The organism is Cryobacterium glaciale, assembly GCF_004402535.1.
Lineage (GTDB): Bacteria > Actinomycetota > Actinomycetes > Actinomycetales > Microbacteriaceae > Cryobacterium > Cryobacterium glaciale.
Window position 1 is genome coordinate 1 of record NZ_SOEY01000012.1, and the last position, 16,765, is coordinate 16,765.

The following is a 16,765-nucleotide window of genomic DNA, read 5'->3' on the forward strand; positions in this document are numbered from 1 at the left end:
TCCGCCGTCGTGAACCCTGAACTAATAGACATTTCCCTGCCTCCTACTGATCATGAACTGACTCACAACCAGCCTGACGCAGAGGGTACGCGGGAGATCGGTTCTGGCCACAACTCCAGCGCAACCCGCCACGCTGGACTTGCGCCAGTGCGCCCGAGTTCCGCCTCCCGCGCACTGGCGCAACTCGCGCGCCTCGCGAAAGCGGCCCGCGACGAGCTCCCGACCGCTCGGTCAAGGCCGCGCAGGGCCTCACCGGGCGCAGTAGCCTGCCCCACTCGCCCGACCCCGAAGCCTCGTGAGCGCAGGCAGCCTCGCCCCCTAGTTCCGGACTGCTACGTTTGCTACACTCGCGGCATGAGAACAATCGCTCATCGTGACCTACGCAACAACAGTGCCGAGGTGCTCCGCGCCGTGCGGGATGGCGAGACTCTCCAGATCACCAATCACGGCGAGGTCGTCGCCGTGCTGTCCCCACCGCCCGTCGCAGCACTCGGCGGCATACGACACCGGGCGCCCCTGATCCGCGGCGGCTTTTCCAACATGCCGCTCTTCACTGTCGCCGTGAGTACCGAGTCCGCCCTGGACGAGTTGCGCGCCGAACGTTGATCACCTACTTGGATACCTCTGCCGTCGCCAAGCTCCTCGCCGACGAAGCCGAGACCAGCGCGCTCCGGGCGCATCTCGACAACAAAGTCGCCGGCGGGGACGCCGATCTGGTCTCGGCATGTCTTTTGGAAACCGAATTGCGGCGCATGGCCACACGAACAGGAATACCGCAGACCGCGGTCACTGACGTGCTCTCACGATTGGCCGTGCTGGATATGGACCGCAGCGTCTTCCGCGAAGCCGGGCTCCTCACGGGCGCCAGCTTGCGGAGCCTGGACGCCCTTCACATCGCCGCGGCGCTCCAAGCAGGAGCGAACGAGTTCATCACGTACGATGCTCGCCAGCAGGAGGCAGCCGAGGCCGTCGGCCTGCTCGTGCACACCCCGGGACGAACCTAGCCTCTTTTCAGCGAGCTGCAGACCTTCAAGTGTGCGCCCTTCACCAGCGGATGCCTTAACCCAGCGTCGCGCAAACACCACCATAAAGCGGATGCCGTCAGCCAGCCTCGCCCGGCATGTTGACCATGCCCTCGAGCTCGGCCTCGCTCACCCGCACCATGCTGCCGAACAGCGTCCACTCCGGTGCACCAATGGTGTCGCCGACGATGCAGTTGCTCGCGCCGACGTCGACCAGGTCGGGATCACGATTGCCGTCGGAGGCCTCGACGTACACGAAATACGCGCCGTCCTCGCGCGCAGCAACGAACGAGCCGGCAAAGTCAGCGAAGGTCACCAGGCCGGGATCCCCCGGGTAGAACCCAATCGTCTGCGCCTTGCAGAGCGCGTAGGCATCGATCGGTTCCAGCGGGCTGTCGGCCGTTCGCGCAGTCGGATCCGGCGTGATGGTGATGGTGGGAACCGGCGCGGCGCTCTCGGTCGCGTCCGGCGGCGCGGTCGTTGACACGCACCCCGTCAACACCAGCGCACACAGCGCCCCGGCCAGCAGTATTCGCGTAGGTTTCACCACGCCACCTTCTTTCAGCCACGGCCATGCAACATCACTTCACGCACCTTCACAAGGTGGCGGTTCAGACCGGCTGCACCAGATCACGCAGCACGTCTTGCAGACCCAGGCCGAACCGGGAGTAGTCCCCCGCGAGCCAGCCGCGCACGATCGGCCGCACGCGCAGTAGCCGGGCCGCCGGCAGCGCGCTCCGCCGGGTCTCGTGCGCCAACTTCGCCTCGATCAGGGCCAACACCGAAGCGGATGCCGCCGGCTCGCGCCAACAGCCGCGCGTTCCGAGCGGTGCGCGGTGCCTGCAGCCGTCCGAGGATCTGCACACGCTGCAGCTACTGGATCGATGCCGAAGGTGTAAGTCGATCGGCGAATAGCTCAAACGCTCGCGACTCCGGGGGAACATCAACCCGCAGGGCCGAACAGCTCAATATTTCGGTCAACCCGGTACTGCCATCGTTGGGTTCATCCCTAATGTCGAGCTGAACAACTCCCGGGGCCTCAGCATAGAACGGCACACGCTGCTCCTGTGCCGCTGGATCCAGCGGCACATAGCCGTAGGCGTCGCCAGCAACGTTGATATTGTTTCGGATCATCGAAAATGCTCGTGCGTTGTTTCCGGGGCCCCGATATTCGAGGTGCACCTCGAAGAGGCCCGGCTGATCAACAGACACGCGCACAGCGTTTGAACCGTCCATTGCACAACTTGCCGGAGTCCAGTCAGCAGACTCGGAGAGCGACCACAGCAGCGTCGAAGGAGAGCTTTCCTCAACCGTATAGCTCCGAAAAAGTTCGCGATAGAACCACCAGTTTGCGCTGAGGTTCCAGGTGATCCAGTCCGACACAATCGGGCTCGTTGTGATTACGCGTTGAGGGTGCTGTTCCATCGTGTCGATAAACATCAGACGCTGGCTGCCCAGAGCACCGATTACAGAATCCACCGGCATACCGTTTGTCGAATGCTGCAAGGCACTGTAAAGCCCGAAATACTCCTCGACGACAATTGAGTTGGACGCGCCCTTCATCTCCAGATGATCTGCGTAGTCCTTTGAGAGGTATCCGCCGAGGTCATTTTGGAAATAGAAATCAGGATTCGCTGCCAGGGCCGTTTGAGTCCCGCGCCCACCCTTGAACAGCAGGGCCGATCCGCTTCCGAGTCCGAGAACGACAATAACTGCCATCGCCACTATTGCGAGGGAGTGCCTCCGAGCGGCCCGTCGAACTGTTAACCGACGAGACAGCAACCGCTCGGCATCGTAAATGGCGGCCGCGGAAAAAACAAATATTCCCCAGAACAGAAATGCCAGAAAGTATCCACCGATGTGACCGCCGATCGTTGCCGCGGCACCACCCAAGAAGAGGGCCGCCCCTAAGTACACGAGTAGCCAGTCGTCGAAACGCCGGGTAAAAACACCCCGAACGAATAGAGCCATCAAAACAAGCAGAGGGAATAGAACCACAGGGTCAGCAAGAACGACCAAGAAATCCGAGAGTCCGTAAACGTGACTTCCCGGCTGCCAAGGGCCGAAGTACCAGAATTGGTCACCACGCACGTCGGTGAAGTTGAAAGTTAGGTACTGAAGAAAATTTCCCCAGGTGGCAAGTGCGCCCAAGGATAGGTATGACAATGCGGCGGTCAACCAGAGGACGGCGAGACCGCGTTTCGCAAATTTAATACGCGGTGACAGCAATAGCGCAATGGTAAGGAAGACGAGGAGGAGGGTTCCTGAGACCAGCCCATAGTCGTTTGACCACAGTGCAATCGTCGCCCCAGCCGCCCCTCCAACCGATAGTGCCTTAACCCACCAACGCCAATTGCTGGCGTATGCCCCCAAGGCCAATGCAGCGAGTGCGTAAGGCGCCAAAGCGCGAATTGGTCGCAGGCTGTTCCCTGGGGTACTCGCATAATCGATGACCATCGAGCAGGGAATACAGGGGTATTGCGCACGGGATACCACTTCGATCGCCGCGAACAGGAGAAGCAATGCGGTTGAGGAAGCCAGGACGGCGGTCAGCCAGGACCGGCTTCGCAGCATCAGCATCGAAGCCACCCCGGCACAAAATGAAAAAACCAGCAATCCCATGAAAGACGCCGCGAATTGCGATGCAGCGAGATTGGCACCAAGGAGCGTGAATAGGGGATAGAGGAGATAAAGTGGTCCGATTCCCAAGTATGGATAGAAATCCAACCCAGGCACCTCACCCGAAGCCAACCGATTCAACCCGCTAAAGGTTTGAAAAGCACCATCGATGTGAAAAGTTGGTACCAGGATTGAGGCCCTCCACGCTGCTACCGCTAGTAGCACAACGTCAAAAACCAGCAACCCGACAATAATTGCGAGCCTGGACTTGATTCCCTGAATCGACTGGATAACACGAAAGGTCTCTTGCTTAGACGATTTCATTGCTCTCTCGGTATTTTTAAAGCGGACAAACGGTACTCCTAGCCTTAGCCGCTTCCGCAAGCGTTTAAATTCGGATCCACCGGAGCCAAATCAGCCCTGCCACCGAGGTGGCGTACACGCTACTGGCGCACGCTATCCAGATTGTCGCGATACCACTGAACTGTGGAGCGCAACCCGGCCTCGAGGTCAATCGCAGCGCTCCAGCCCGCTTCGGCCAGCTTCGAGACATCAAGGAGTTTCTGCGGTGTGCCGTCGGGCTTCGTCGTGTCCCATTCGGTCACACCACTGAAACCGACGACTTGGGCGACGGTCTCCGCAATCTCCCGAATTGTCACATCCTGGCCCGTCCCCACGTTGACCTGCTCGGGGCCATCGTAATGCTCCATGAGGTGCAGGCAGGCCGCTGCCATGTCGTCTACGTGCAGAAATTCACGTCGCGGCGTTCCGGTTCCCCAGTTCGTGACTGACGAAACGCCCGAAGAAACCGCATCGTCATACCGACGAATCAATGCCGGAAGAACGTGCGATCCCTTCAGAGAGAAGTTATCCCCTGGCCCGTAAAGGTTCGTCGGCATCGCCGAGATCCAGGGCAGGCCGAATTGGCGGCGCACTGCTTGAATCTGCAGAATGCCGGCAATTTTGGCGATCGCATAGGCGTCGTTGGTGGGTTCAAGGTGCCCGGTCAACAGGGAATCTTCCTTGATCGGCTGCGGTGCGAGTCGAGGGTAGATGCAGCTGGAACCGAGAAACAACAGCCTCTCCACTCCGTGCTTCACCGCAGCGTCGATAACATTTACCTGAATCCGCAGGTTGTCACTGAGGAAATCGACCGGGTACGTGTCGTTGGCAAGGATCCCTCCTACCTTCGCCGCCGCGAGAACGACATAGAGCGGCTTAGTCTCAGCGAAGAACGCGAAGACCGCGTCCCGGTCCTTCAGATCCAGCTCAGCCGAGGACCGACCAATAAGATCGGTGAATCCCTCCGATTGCAGTCGTCTCCAAATCGCCGAGCCAACGAGCCCTCGGTGTCCGGCCACGTAGAACGTGCTCGACCGTTCGAGTGCGCCCGGGGTGAAATTGACCGTATCGCGGGCCGCGATGTCAGTCATTGCTACTTCGTGCCCCAGCTGGCGAGCTTGACCTGATCGATCCACTTGCCGCCAGCGTGAGACAGCACGGCAATGTCGGCGTCGACCATGATGCGGGCTAGTTCAGCGGTGTCGACGGTGGCCTTCCAGCCCAGCTTGTCTTCAGCGTGAGAGGCGTCGCCCACGAGGGCGTCGACCTCGGTGGGGCGCAGGTAGCGTTCGTCGAAGCGCACGTGCTTCTCCCAGTCCAGCCCCGCGTGCTCGAACGCGGTGGAGACGAAGTCGCGCACCGAGAAGTTGCCGCCGGTGGCGAGCACGAAGTCGTCGGGTTCGTCGGCCTGCAGCATGCGCCACATGCCCTCCACGTATTCGGCGGCGTAGCCCCAGTCGCGAATGCTGTCGAGGTTGCCAAGATACACGTGGTTCTGCGTGCCGGCCTTGATCGCGGCGACGGCCCGGGTGATCTTGCGCGTTACGAAGGTCTCGCCGCGGCGCGGCGACTCGTGGTTGAACAGAATGCCGTTGACGGCGAACATGCCGTAGGCCTCGCGGTAGTTCTTAGTGATCCAGTAGCTATAGACCTTGGCTGCGCCGTAGGGCGAGCGCGGGTAGAACGGGGTGAGCTCGTTCTGCGGCGGCGGGGTGGCACCGAACATCTCCGACGACGACGCCTGGTAGAACCGGCACTGAATGCCGGCCATGCGCACGGCCTCGAGCAGCCGAATGGTGCCCATGCCGGTGGTGTCGGCGGTGTGCTCGGGCTCGTCGAACGACACCCGCACGTGCGACTGCGCCGCCAGGTTGTAGACCTCGTCGGGCTTGATCTCCGCCAGCAGCGTGACCAGCCGCGAACCGTCGCTCAGGTCGCCGTAGTGCAGAAACAGCTTCGCGCCCTCGTCGTGCGGGTCCACATAGAGGTGATCGATGCGCGACGTGTTGAAAGTGGATGCCCGGCGAATAAGCCCATGCACCTCATACCCCTTGGCAAGCAACAGCTCAGCCAGGTACGACCCGTCCTGTCCGGTGATGCCGGTAATGAAAGCACGCTTGGCCATGGAAGATCCCTACTGTCTGGCTTGAAGGGCATGACTCTGCACGCGGTGATCCGCTGCCAAGCCCCTAAGTAATCGAGCTTACCCAGCAATCACGTGCTGGCTGCCCAGCTACTGACTCAACGACTGGATATCGGCATCGACCATGAGCGTGACCAGCTGGTCGAAGTTCACGCTCGGAGCCCAGCCGAGTGCCTTGAGGCGACTCGGATCGCCGACGAGTTCCTTGGGATCCGCCGGGCGGTAGAACGCCGGATCGATAACCACATGGCTGCTCGAATCAGTCACGCCGATGTGGGCGAACGCGGCCTCAACGAAGTCGCGCACACTGTGAGCAACACCGGTCGCCACGATGAAATCGTCTGCGTTGTCAGCCCGAGAAATGCGCACGAGAGCGTCGACGTAATCGGGGGCATAGCCCCAGTCGCGGAAGACATCGATGTTTCCCAACACCACATGATCGGAGAGACCCAGTGAGATGCGCGCGACTTCACGCGAGATCTTGCGGGCCACGAACGACTCCGGGCGCGTCGGCGATTCGTGATTGTAAAGAATCGCCGAACTCGCGAACATGCCGCGCTTGCGGTACACGCTGATCATTTCGTGAGCAAACGACTTGGCCGCGCCATACGGTGTGACCGGGTCCCGCAGGGTTCGTTCTGTCTGCGGAACGTCGGTCGCATCTCCGAAGATCTCTGCGCTCGACGCCTGCACGAAACGCACGGATTGCCCGGTACGTTCGCCCAGCACCCACGCGGCCTGGAGAAGCCGCACCGGACCCACGCCGAGCACGTCGGCGGTCTCGGCCGGAAAGTCCCAGGATCGAGCCACCGAGGTGTTGCCGGCAAGGTTGAAGATGACGTTGGGGCGCACCTCGTCCATGAGATCAACGATGCCCAGCGGGTCGCTCAAATCGCAGGTGTGCGCGGTCACGCCTGGCACGTCCGTGATGAGACGGTCCGATCCTCCGGTGGAGTGGCACATGCCGTGCACATTATGGCCCTCGGTGGCCAGCCGCTGCACGAGATACATCCCGTCCTGGCCATTCGCCCCGGTTACCAGGACTCGTTGCGTGTCATTTCGAGGCGTCATGAGTTCTTTCTCTGGTGGGCCGCTCGATAGGCCTGAACATGAACGTCGCCACATTTCTCCCACGTGAACTTGGTCACCTGAATTAGGCCGGCTGTGGTGAGGTCCTGTCCCCGGTTCACTGCCTCGATGATTCCCGCGGCGATCGCCTCGGGATCGTAGGGATCGAATTGAACGGCTGCATCCCCCACGACCTCGGGAATTGATCCAGCGTTCGATGCCGCTACCGGGCAGCCCGAGGCCATTGCCTCCAGCGGCGGCAGGCCGAAGCCCTCGTAGAGGCTCGGGAAGACTAACGCGGCAGCTGATCGATACAGCCGTAAAAGTTCCTGCTGCTCGACCAGTCCTCCGCGGTCGACCCAATCGGGGAGGTCGCCCAGGCCGTCGAGCCCTCCCCCGGTCAGCACCAGGCGCAGATCCGGCAGCTGCTGGCGAGCAAGTTCCATGGCGGCGATCAAGCGCGCGTGGTTCTTGTGCGGCCAGCCACGTGCTGGGTATAGGACAAAGTTTTCCCGCGGGCCGACGTTGGGAACGAACTTTGCCGTATCCACGCCGAGGTGCGCAACGTGGATGCGGTCCGGGTCCAGGCCGAGACTGTCAACCATGCGTTCCTTGGCGAAGTGGCTGATCGTAACTACAGCATCCGCTCGCGCTGCGAAGCCCTCGTAGAAGCGACGCCGATAAAGCAGTTCCGGCCGGCTGAACAGGTGCGGCAATTCAAGGTGTTGCACGTCCAGCAAGGTCTGAACGGATGCCTGCGTGCGACTCGGAGTCGGCATGGGAACGGTAAAGGGATAGTGGACGACATCCGCATCCGCCATGCTGCGCCGAATCGAGTGCGTTCGCGCTGCGATCCGTGCGAGGCCAACGAGTCGCTCGCGGGTACTCAAGCCGACCCTGACTGACTCGATGACGTGTTCGGCAATTCCGGCGCTGAACCCTCGAGCAGATGCCGGCAGGTAGGCTTTCGCCTCCACCGAATTTTGGTGGGCCAACTGCTCGGTGAGCGCGCTGGCATATGTTTCGCTTCCGCCCATGCCGCCGCGCACGAGCGTAAGCATGGACAGCGCGACGCGCAAGGACCCGATCATGTGCTTCACTCCAAGATTCACTAAACCAGCGGATGGCATGCTACGGACTGGCAAACGTTGACCGCAGCGCAGCGCCAAAACTTAGGCTTGAGCGCTCACACGACGTGCCGCGAAAGCGGATGCCCATCGGATCGGATAGTTCCACAGTGGACTGAGCGGGCGCAGTCGGGCCGGCAGATGACGGCGCTTGACGGCTTCTGACTCGAGGCTCGAATTCAGACGGTTGGCCACGGTCAGGGAGTCCGGGTGCCAGCGAAAGGCTGAGACCGGTACCCGCGTTGAGATGAATTTGCCATGGCTGCGCAATTTGAGGAAAGCATCAAGGTCCATGGCGTACTTGAGCGTGACATCGAATCCGCCGATAGCTTCGAGGGCGTCCAGGCGAATCATGGTGCCCGGGTGGGGAATCAGATCCGGGCCCCAAGCGAGGAGAAAGGTTGCCAAGGCGCCAGCGTTGCTGGTCGCCAGCTTCTTGCCGGTGGGGTCGATGTATTCGCATCCCCCGAAGGCAAGTACAGCGGATGCATTTTGGTCGAGCAGGCGCTGCAGCCGCAAGAGACCGCCAGGTCGAAAGAGATCGTCGTCACCGATCCACGCGTAGTAGCGTTCGCCGTCGCGCACGGTGAGGCCGCAGTTGATCGCCGCTGAGATGCCTGTTTTCGGATCGTCGACGATTACGGCACCAAACGTGGCAGCCATGTCTCGTGCCTCAACGGCCCCGACCGGGGCAACGACAACGAGCGTTAGTGCTACGTCACCGCGTTGCTGTTCTACCGCTTCAAGAGTCTCGCGAAGGCTTTCAATTCGGTCACCGAGGGTGGGGAGGACGACAAGAATTTCAGAGCTAGTCATAGTGTGGCGGTGGCCGCGCACCTTTCGATGTGAATTCTGGGGATCTCCTTTATGATCCCATGGATTGGAACACGACATTCCAGCCGTACACCGACAGCGCCCGCACGCCTGGGAGCCCCGAATCACGAGCCCTGTCTTAGTAGGATTAGCTAATATGCACCCCCGTCAGGCACAGACTCTCATCGTTCTCCCAGCTTTCAACGAAGAGGAGTCTGTCGAAGCGGTTATCGCCGAAGTTTTTGCGGCCCTTCCAGACATGCACGTACTCGTGGTTGACGACGGCTCGACCGACCGAACCGCACTCCGCGCCCGCAAGGCCGGCGCATTGGTCGCCCGCCTTCCTTTCAATCTGGGAGTCGGCGGGGCAATGCGCCTCGGATTCAAATATGCGCTGGAGCACGGCTATTCCAACGTCGTTCAGGTTGATGCTGACGGTCAGCATGATCCAGCCGAAGTTCGTTCACTCGTCAACGCCCTCGACCGAGCCGATGTCGTTCTGGGGGCGCGCTTTGCTGGCGGGGGTGACTACGCGGCACGCGGCCCGCGTCGGTGGGCGATGACGGTCCTGGCCGTCATCATTAGTCGTTTGGCGAAGTCCAGACTGACCGACACGACATCCGGGTTCCGGGCAAGCGGCCCGCGCGCTGTGCGTCTCTTCGCGGAAACTTATCCGGCGGAGTATTTGGGCGACACCATCGAGTCCTTGGTCATAGCGGCCCGAGCTGGTTGTTCGGTCACGCAAATCCCCGTCGCCATGCGCCCACGCGCCGGGGGCGTTCCGTCTCACCATCCGCTGAAAGCTGCGGCCTACCTCGGCCGTGCCTGCATGGCCCTACTTTTCGCACTGGCGCGCCCCCGAGCAACCCTTCGGGGACAGGAGATCACTTCATGACCGCCACCAGCTACATCCTCGGAATCGCTGCGGCGCTCCTCACTCTCGCCGTGGTCATTGAGATGCTCAGGCGACGGCGCCTGCGCGAACGCCACGCCACGTGGTGGCTCATCGCGGGCACTCTTGCACTAATCGTGGGCGTTTTCCCGAAAACCCTTGAGTGGGCAGCCGATGTTGCCGGCGTTGCGATCCCGATCAACCTCGTCTTTTTCGTCAGCGTCGTCATTCTCTTTCTGGTGTGCATTCAGCACAGCTCGGAGTTGACGAAACTTGATGACCAGACACGAACCTTGGCCGAGCAGACCGCCTTGCTGGAGCTGCGCATCCGCGAGTTGGAGCAGAACACGCAATCATCGATCGAGGCGGACGACCAGTGAAACGCAGTTTGGCGATCTTTGCCAGCGCGTGGTTGACTCTTTCCTTGCTTGCCGGCGCGTGGGCGATGGCAACACCAATATCCGGCGCTCCTGACGAACCAGCGCACATCATCAAGGCGGCATCAGTTGTTCGGGGTCAGTTCGTGGGAACCCCTTCCGAAAACGGCCACACGGTGAATGTGCCGCAATATATAGCCTCGACCCATGCAGTGACATGTTTCGCCTTCCAACCTGAGGTTGCCGCTGACTGCGCAGACTCCGTTCCGCTCGGTGACGACACGATCATTCCGGCTGAGACGTCCGCTGGTCTGTATAACCCGGTCTACTACGAGCTCGTGGGCTGGCCAAGCCTGCTGGTGAACGACGAGAGCGGCATTTACCTCATGCGCATCGTGAGTGGCATGGTCGCCTCGGCCTTTCTCGCACTCAGTTTTGTTCTCATCGCATCGTGGTCGCGCCGAGTATTGCCGATGCTTGGACTCGTCGTCGCCTGCACACCTATGGTGTTTTTCTTGAACGGCGTCGTGAATCCGAATTCTCTGGAGACTGCCGCCACTCTGGCTGCCTTTGTGGCGCTGCTTTCCGTCGTCCTACAACCCAACGAGCGGCTGCTCAACCACCGCTTGATCATTTTGGTTGTTTCATCGGCGTTTGCTGTCAACACACGCGGTCTTTCTCCACTGTGGCTTGCCGTTGTTCTGGTCATACCGCTGGCGCTTCTGTCGTGGAAATCTCTGTTGGCCCTCATCGGTCGAAAACAGGTGATCTGGGCGATCGGCGCAATCTTCGCATCCACTGGTGTCGCCATTCTCTGGATGCTGTCGAGCAATTCCCTCGCGGCTGGAATCTCGACGGATGAGGTTGTCACCGACTATCCCGGAGTCGGATCGAGTTTCCTGGTCGGGTTCGTCAATGTCTTCTCGGAGACCTTCGGCTTCGCGAATGGCCTTGTTGGCCAATTCGGCTGGCTGGACACAACGGCTCCCGCAGTGACGCTCTTCGTGTGGGCTGCTCTGACCGGAGTGCTGATAATTGCCGCCGCTGCTGTTTTGCGAGGCCGTCGCCTCACGGTATTCGTGCTTCTGGCTGGCTCGCTCGTCATCATTCCGGCCTTGATTCAAGGCGTGTACATAACAGCGGGCGGGTTCATCTGGCAAGGTCGATATGCGCTCCCTCTCTTCGTCTGCCTGGTCGTCGGCACTGCCGCCCTGATCAGCCAAAGTCTGACTATGACTGACCGATCCGTGCAACGCCGCCTTACGGGAGCCATTTTGGTGACCGCCGCATTCGCGCAAATCATTGCGTTCGCCGTTGTACTGCAGCGTTACGCTGTGGGCAGCTCGGGGAGTCTCCGCGACTTCTATTTAGACCCAGCCTGGCAGCCCCCGGGTGGGGTGCTCACCTGGCTGGCATTCTATGCGATCACGCTGTTGGCCGGATCGATTCTTGCATTCTGGTGGGCGTGGCACGAGTCAGGCCCGAGTAGTTCGCACCAGATAGATAACATGAACAGCCAAACCGATGGCCGGGCCAACGGCGAGGGCGAGGATGCTGCGACTGTTCAGATCTATGGGCAGGAAGAGAAGCGCGACCACGCTGACAGCCGCAGCCATCCAGCCCGCTGAGTAGGCGGCATGACCGTTGCGGGCCAGTACCGCCGGACCGCTCGCGCACAGTGCTGCCGTAAATCCGGCGGAAGCTACCAGCAGCCCCGCTGTTGACGCGTCCACGGCGTACTCGGGCCCGAACAGGCTTAACAACGCCGGACCAAGCCACCAGGCCAAGCCCGATGCCGCAGTGGTGGCCGCGGCGATGGCTCCGAGAATGAGCCCGAACGCACGCCAGAAATTCGAGGTGTGGTCTCGAAAGAACACGAGGAGATAGCTTTGGAGCGCGAGGAAGGGGATGACGAGGGGTGCTCGTGTCAGGGTTACCACGGCAACCAACGTTCCGACCGCGGCGGCGGATTCATGACGGGACGCGAGACTCAAGAAAAGTGGGAATCCGCTAATCAGCATTCCTGTGGCCACGGACCCGCTGACGGTTCGCGCCGAGTTCCATGCGAGCGACTTGAGATTGACATCGAGGATTGAGCTGCCCCTCGTGTGCTTACGCACGAGGGCCCACACGACCAGCACTGTGAGCGGGAAGGGCAGCACGACCGCCCAAGGAAGCAGCTCTCTGGCACCCGAGAACGACAGGAGAATTCCGATAAAGGCCAGCCGGAGCAGGGCGTCACTAGAAATCATCACGGCAAGAGTGCGCCACTGCTGGAGTCCGTACATTGTTCCGCAGAAGACCGCCACGACGACATAAGAGGCCGCGCCCACTGCCAATGCAACAACCAGCGACCAGGACCATGCGTCGCCGAAAACGAGCGGCCCCCACAACGGACCCAAACTCACAATCGCGCCGAAGAAGGCGAGCGACGTCAGCGCTCCAAAATTGCGGGCAGTGTTCGATTTGTTCTCTTGCCGACGCGCGCTTAGACGAGTGGCGCGGGTTACTTCCTGCTGGATGCCGGCCAGGCCGCTTATAACCAGATACAAAGCCGACCAGAACACACTGAATTTCAAGTACGCGGCAGGGTCGAGCTGCGACAAAACAACGGCCTGCACCGCATAGCCGGCGAGGCCGCCCAGCACGGTGGCGAGAAGGATGAAGCCGAGCCCACGTTTCGCGGTGGAATTCACCACAACCGCATCGCCTGGATGGTCGTGACTCGAAGCCACCGGACTACCCGGGGATGAGAAATTTCCAGTAGCAGACACGACCCCAATGATACGCGGGCGGTTGATACGTGCTGATTCGTGGAGACCTGCTCAGATCGGTTGAAGGACATCCCGGAACATGTCCAACCATCCTTGGCTGGCGTACCGTCTGTAGCTTCCCTTACGGCCTTCCCGCGCTACAGGTAGGAGCCTCAGGAGTCGGTGCGCCGGCAGGCGAGAACGAAGATCTTCAAAAGCCATCTTTCCCGTTGCCCACATCATCTTTTCAGGAGCAATCGGCGCGACAGCGTCGAGCGCTTCGAGCCGAGCGACGAGTGTCCGAAACTTCAGCATCAGCCGCAGGTTGCGATCGCCGCGCGGTTCCAGTACTCGCTGCACTTTGATCGAGAGAGACGGCAACTGCACACCGATTTGATTCTGTCCGTGTTGCCGATAGTCGATGAGCGCCTCCGGAACAAAGTCCAGCTCGGCCACGGCGCAAGCCACAATAGCCAGCCATTCGTCATGCACCCATTCTTTGGGAAAGGGTAGGGCGAATTTCAGCAGATCTCGCCGGATCATGCTGGTAGCGCCCGTAGCCAGGTTCCTGCGGAGGAAAACCGAAAAGGCCTGCCCCGAATGGATGGCGGACCGATCCGGCGCAGAAACTTCCAGAGCGTCCAATAGGTTTCGCCCCAGTGGCACTCCGCTTCCGTCGACGAGGCGAGCATCGGAGTGAAGAAAGAGCAAATCCTGCCGGGTGTCAAATTGCTCAAGCATGATGCCCAGCTTGTTCTCGTGCCAAATATCGTCCTGATCAGCAAGCACGATCAAGTCGCCACGGCAGGCAGATATCGACCGTTCAAAGTTTTTCGTGACCCCGCGACCGCCCACGGAATCAAGGAGCCGGATCTGTGTTGAGGTTTTGCCAGCACGTACTTCGGCAGCGACTCTTCGAACAATTCCCAGAGTGTCATCAGTTGAGCCGTCATCGGAAACGACAATTTCTGAAACCGGAACGACCTGAGCGAGAATGCTGTTTAGCTGCTCTTCGATGAAGCGGCCGCCGTTGTACGTACACAACGCCACCGAAACACCACTGGCAGTCACTTTCGGCGACGCAGCCGGCTCTGCACTTTCTTGAGCACTACCCGGGGACCCCCTGTACGGAGATAGTGCACGAGCAAACCGGCGTCATGGCGCAGACCGTGCTTGCGCAGACGCACGAGTGGCCTACGAGCAAGGCCGCTGCCTGCCGTGACAACACCGCTCTCGATCAGGTCGGGAGCATGCCGTGGATCAGCGACAAAGCTGACGAGAGGCTCAAGCACGGTGCTCCATTCATAGGCCGCGCGCACTCGCTTGATGTTCTTTCGTGCCTCGCATATGAATGCGTCGTCAAAGAGCACTGTCTCGAGCGCATCCGCGAGAGCATTGATATCACCAGAGGGAACGACGATGCCAAGCTTCTCGGCGGCTACAAGTTCTGCGAAGTGGTCGCCCTCGGTAACGACCATGGGCAGTCCAGCCCAGAGGTAGTCCAGAATTCGGGTACGGAACGAAAAAGTCGTCTCGACGTGGGCGAAATGGGTGCTGACGCCGGCATCCGCTTCACCGAGGTAGTTGTGACGATCGGCGTAGTCGACCCATGAACCATTGAAGAAGACCGACGAATCGAGAACACCGAGCTCGCGGGCCAGGGCGCGGGATTCGGCCACGATTCCCATCTCTGGAACGCCAGGGTGCGGGTGCTTTGTGCCCTGAAAAAAGAGCCGCACGTTGTCATGGCGGGTCGACAGGTCGGTCACAGCTGAGATGAGAGTCTTGGGATCGAACCAGTTGTAAAGACCGCCGCTCCAGAGGAGCAGTTTGTCGTCGGCGCCGATACCGGAAAGAACCTCCTTGAGAACGGGGCGCGTCGCTTCAGGAAAGTCTGCGTTCAGTCCGAACGGCACGACATCGATCAGGCTGGTCAGATCCGGGTCGTCGGCATAGTTGGCTGGATTGACACGCCCGAGGGCCGCCAACTGCCCGAGGTAGAAGTGCCGCTGGCGTTCGGAGGCGCACAGGAAAAAGTCGCCGCGGGCGAGTTGCTCGTTGAGCACATCGGTGGCGTCGGATACCTGCTTCTTCCATTGCTCCGTGCCCTGCTCTCGTCCCTGTTCGAGCTGCTCCAGGTGCATCGGGTCGTAAATGTCGGCCACGATAATTTTGTCGCTCTTGCGCAGGCTCTCGAAGAGAGCCATTGCAAGACCTTGAAAGACGATCACGTCGCTACCGGTTTCGAGTTTACGCATCGCACGGTTGTCGCCGGGATGCACGTGCAGGATCTCGAAGGGGGCGGAAACTGGCTCCGCTCCCGCGAGAGTCACGAGTGTCACGGCGTTGTCTTTAGAGAGGGCTTCGGCCATGTGCCAGGCGCGGATGGCCGGCCCGGCCATCTTGGCGCCAATCGGATCGCCCGTAATGATCAGCACCCGTGTTAACGCCGGAGCGTCGGTTACGCCGAACGCGGTAACAATTTTGTCGTAGCCCTCAAGGTAGTGGTCGGTATCGTACGACGGAGCATCCGTTTCGCCAAAGAGCGGCCAAATGCGATTGTCGGCCACGACTCGGCTCGACTGAATTTCGTTGCGCGATTTCAGCAGGGAGGGAAGATTCTCCACAAACTGATCAATCGCGTAGAGGCCAACGACGCTCTCTTTGGCCACCGTGGTGTCGCTCTCGTTGTCTGCACCCTTGCGCAGATCGAATTCGGTGGAGTCGAGACCGCCGCGCGCGACCGCACGACGAACGGCCAGCGCCAGCGTGGCGGCAAATGTCTTTGCTAAGGCCTCGTCACCGAGGTTCTTGTACTGCGTGAACAAGGCATTGCGCTCAAGCAGGTAGGTCTCCTTGAACGAGCCGTAAGAGCCCATTGAAGCGTGGTGCTTGTGGAAGGCGATGGATGCCGGCGCGTACGCGTAGCGGTAACCTTTGAGGTTGAGCCGCCACCCCAGATCAACGTCTTCAAAAAACATGAAATAGCGCTCGTCGAAACCGCCTAATTCGTCATACACATCGCGCCGAACAAACATCGCCGCGCCAGTACCGAAGAGTACGTCTTTCGCCGCGTCCGCCTGCGCGGGTACCGGTTCGGCTGTCATCGGTTTGTAACCCTGGCCAAACCACGTCATCGCCGAGCCGATGTAGTCCACCAGAACTCCGTCCCAGTCCAGAACGCGGCTAGCGACAGCCCCTATGTTCGGTGCTTCCTCAAACCGTGCCACCGCTGCTCGAACCCATGCTTGGTCAGGCTTCGCATCGTTGTTCAGAAAGGCCACATATTCGCCGCTCGACGCAGCTACTCCCAGATTGCAACCACCAGCGAAGCCAAGATTTTCCTTGGACTCGATGAGAATTACGTGTGGCGCTGCCGCTCGAATCTGACTGCTACTGTCGTCGCCAGACGCATTCTCCACGACTACGATCTCAAGGCGATCAACCGGCCAGTCGATCCTCGAAAGATGACGTATCGCTTCAATTGTGTCATCGGCACCACGAAAATTTACGAGAACGACGGAGACGACACCCGGCTGTGAAATTGGCATGCAAGCCTTTCTTGTATTTGAGCAGTTGGAATTCTACCAAGGGCGTTCCTGCAAGACC

General features: G+C 60.4%; 15 protein-coding genes. 5 read left to right on the forward strand and 10 right to left on the reverse strand.

Going from position 1 to position 16,765, the window contains the following annotated elements; translation table 11 throughout:
- The first annotated feature begins 354 nt into the window (after positions 1–354).
- Both E3O06_RS17500 and E3O06_RS06955 read left to right on the forward strand, forming a co-directional pair.
- Positions 355–606 (forward strand): type II toxin-antitoxin system Phd/YefM family antitoxin, encoded by a 252-nt coding sequence (locus E3O06_RS17500; protein WP_166788132.1) that lies wholly within the window; start codon positions 355–357, stop codon positions 604–606.
- Positions 607–614: 8 nt separating this feature from the next.
- Complete coding sequence (locus tag E3O06_RS06955) at positions 615–1,004, forward strand: type II toxin-antitoxin system VapC family toxin (protein WP_198415792.1); 390 nt, start codon at positions 615–617, stop codon at positions 1,002–1,004.
- 97 nt (positions 1,005–1,101) lie between these two features.
- On the opposite strand, the gene E3O06_RS06960 is transcribed toward E3O06_RS06955, so the two are convergent.
- The 8 genes from E3O06_RS06960 to E3O06_RS06995 form a co-directional block, all read right to left on the reverse strand.
- Complete coding sequence (locus tag E3O06_RS06960) at positions 1,102–1,569, reverse strand: hypothetical protein (protein ID WP_134502261.1); 468 nt, start codon at positions 1,567–1,569, stop codon at positions 1,102–1,104.
- A 64-nt stretch (positions 1,570–1,633) separates the two neighbouring features.
- Positions 1,634–1,888 (reverse strand): hypothetical protein, encoded by a 255-nt coding sequence (locus E3O06_RS06965; protein ID WP_134502262.1) that lies wholly within the window; start codon positions 1,886–1,888, stop codon positions 1,634–1,636.
- A gap of 7 nt (positions 1,889–1,895) precedes the next feature.
- Entirely contained in the window at positions 1,896–3,965 is a 2,070-nt protein-coding gene (locus tag E3O06_RS06970) for a hypothetical protein (RefSeq protein ID WP_134502263.1), read from the reverse strand.
- A 119-nt stretch (positions 3,966–4,084) separates the two neighbouring features.
- Positions 4,085–5,074, reverse strand: a complete 990-nt coding sequence (locus E3O06_RS06975; RefSeq protein ID WP_134502264.1) for a GDP-L-fucose synthase family protein — start codon at positions 5,072–5,074, stop codon at positions 4,085–4,087.
- Positions 5,075–5,076: 2 nt separating this feature from the next.
- A complete protein-coding gene (gene gmd / locus E3O06_RS06980; protein WP_134502265.1) occupies positions 5,077–6,108 on the reverse strand; it encodes a GDP-mannose 4,6-dehydratase in 1,032 nt (343 codons plus the stop codon).
- A gap of 108 nt (positions 6,109–6,216) precedes the next feature.
- On the reverse strand, positions 6,217–7,197 hold the full coding sequence (locus E3O06_RS06985) for a GDP-mannose 4,6-dehydratase (RefSeq protein WP_134502266.1): 981 nt from the start codon (positions 7,195–7,197) through the stop codon (positions 6,217–6,219).
- Positions 7,194–8,363 carry a glycosyltransferase family 4 protein gene (locus E3O06_RS06990; RefSeq protein WP_134502267.1) on the reverse strand — a complete coding sequence of 390 codons (1,170 nt, stop codon included), beginning with the start codon at positions 8,361–8,363 and terminating at the stop codon, positions 7,194–7,196. Before E3O06_RS06990 ends, E3O06_RS06985 begins: the two co-directional genes overlap by 4 nt.
- A 3-nt stretch (positions 8,364–8,366) precedes the next feature.
- Positions 8,367–9,215 (reverse strand): glycosyltransferase, encoded by an 849-nt coding sequence (locus E3O06_RS06995; protein WP_338144821.1) that lies wholly within the window; start codon positions 9,213–9,215, stop codon positions 8,367–8,369.
- Between the two features lie 76 nt (positions 9,216–9,291).
- Here E3O06_RS06995 and E3O06_RS07000 point away from each other — a divergent pair, with 76 nt between their 5' ends.
- The 3 genes from E3O06_RS07000 to E3O06_RS07010 are packed head-to-tail and all read left to right on the forward strand — an operon-like array spanning position 9,292 to position 12,031.
- Complete coding sequence (locus E3O06_RS07000) at positions 9,292–10,029, forward strand: glycosyltransferase family 2 protein (protein ID WP_134502269.1); 738 nt, start codon at positions 9,292–9,294, stop codon at positions 10,027–10,029.
- Positions 10,026–10,406 (forward strand): DUF2304 domain-containing protein, encoded by a 381-nt coding sequence (locus tag E3O06_RS07005; RefSeq protein WP_134502270.1) that lies wholly within the window; start codon positions 10,026–10,028, stop codon positions 10,404–10,406. The genes E3O06_RS07000 and E3O06_RS07005 overlap by 4 nt, the downstream gene beginning before the upstream one ends.
- The gene (locus tag E3O06_RS07010; protein ID WP_134502271.1) at positions 10,403–12,031 is read left to right on the forward strand and encodes a DUF2142 domain-containing protein; all 1,629 of its coding nucleotides are present in this window, start codon (positions 10,403–10,405) and stop codon (positions 12,029–12,031) included. Before E3O06_RS07005 ends, E3O06_RS07010 begins: the two co-directional genes overlap by 4 nt.
- A 1,197-nt stretch (positions 12,032–13,228) precedes the next feature.
- Here the strand turns inward: E3O06_RS07010 and E3O06_RS07015 are convergent.
- Together E3O06_RS07015 and E3O06_RS07020 are read right to left on the reverse strand one after the other, a co-directional pair.
- Positions 13,229–14,227 carry a glycosyltransferase family 2 protein gene (locus E3O06_RS07015; protein WP_134502272.1) on the reverse strand — a complete coding sequence of 333 codons (999 nt, stop codon included), beginning with the start codon at positions 14,225–14,227 and terminating at the stop codon, positions 13,229–13,231.
- A complete protein-coding gene (locus E3O06_RS07020; protein WP_134502273.1) occupies positions 14,224–16,707 on the reverse strand; it encodes a glycosyltransferase in 2,484 nt (827 codons plus the stop codon). Before E3O06_RS07020 ends, E3O06_RS07015 begins: the two co-directional genes overlap by 4 nt.
- Positions 16,708–16,765 lie beyond the last annotated feature (58 nt).

Coding starts and splice junctions, on each gene's coding strand:
- E3O06_RS07020 (WP_134502273.1), bottom strand. CDS start 16,707: ATGCCAATTTCACAGCCGGGTGTCGTCTCCGTCGTTCTCGTAAATTTT.
- E3O06_RS06995 (WP_338144821.1), bottom strand. CDS start 9,215: ATGTCGTGTTCCAATCCATGGGATCATAAAGGAGATCCCCAGAATTCA.
- gmd (WP_134502265.1), bottom strand. CDS start 6,108: ATGGCCAAGCGTGCTTTCATTACCGGCATCACCGGACAGGACGGGTCG.
- E3O06_RS07005 (WP_134502270.1), top strand. CDS start 10,026: ATGACCGCCACCAGCTACATCCTCGGAATCGCTGCGGCGCTCCTCACT.
- E3O06_RS17500 (WP_166788132.1), top strand. CDS start 355: ATGAGAACAATCGCTCATCGTGACCTACGCAACAACAGTGCCGAGGTG.
- E3O06_RS06985 (WP_134502266.1), bottom strand. CDS start 7,197: ATGACGCCTCGAAATGACACGCAACGAGTCCTGGTAACCGGGGCGAAT.
- E3O06_RS07000 (WP_134502269.1), top strand. CDS start 9,292: ATGCACCCCCGTCAGGCACAGACTCTCATCGTTCTCCCAGCTTTCAAC.
- E3O06_RS06975 (WP_134502264.1), bottom strand. CDS start 5,074: ATGACTGACATCGCGGCCCGCGATACGGTCAATTTCACCCCGGGCGCA.
- E3O06_RS06970 (WP_134502263.1), bottom strand. CDS start 3,965: ATGAAATCGTCTAAGCAAGAGACCTTTCGTGTTATCCAGTCGATTCAG.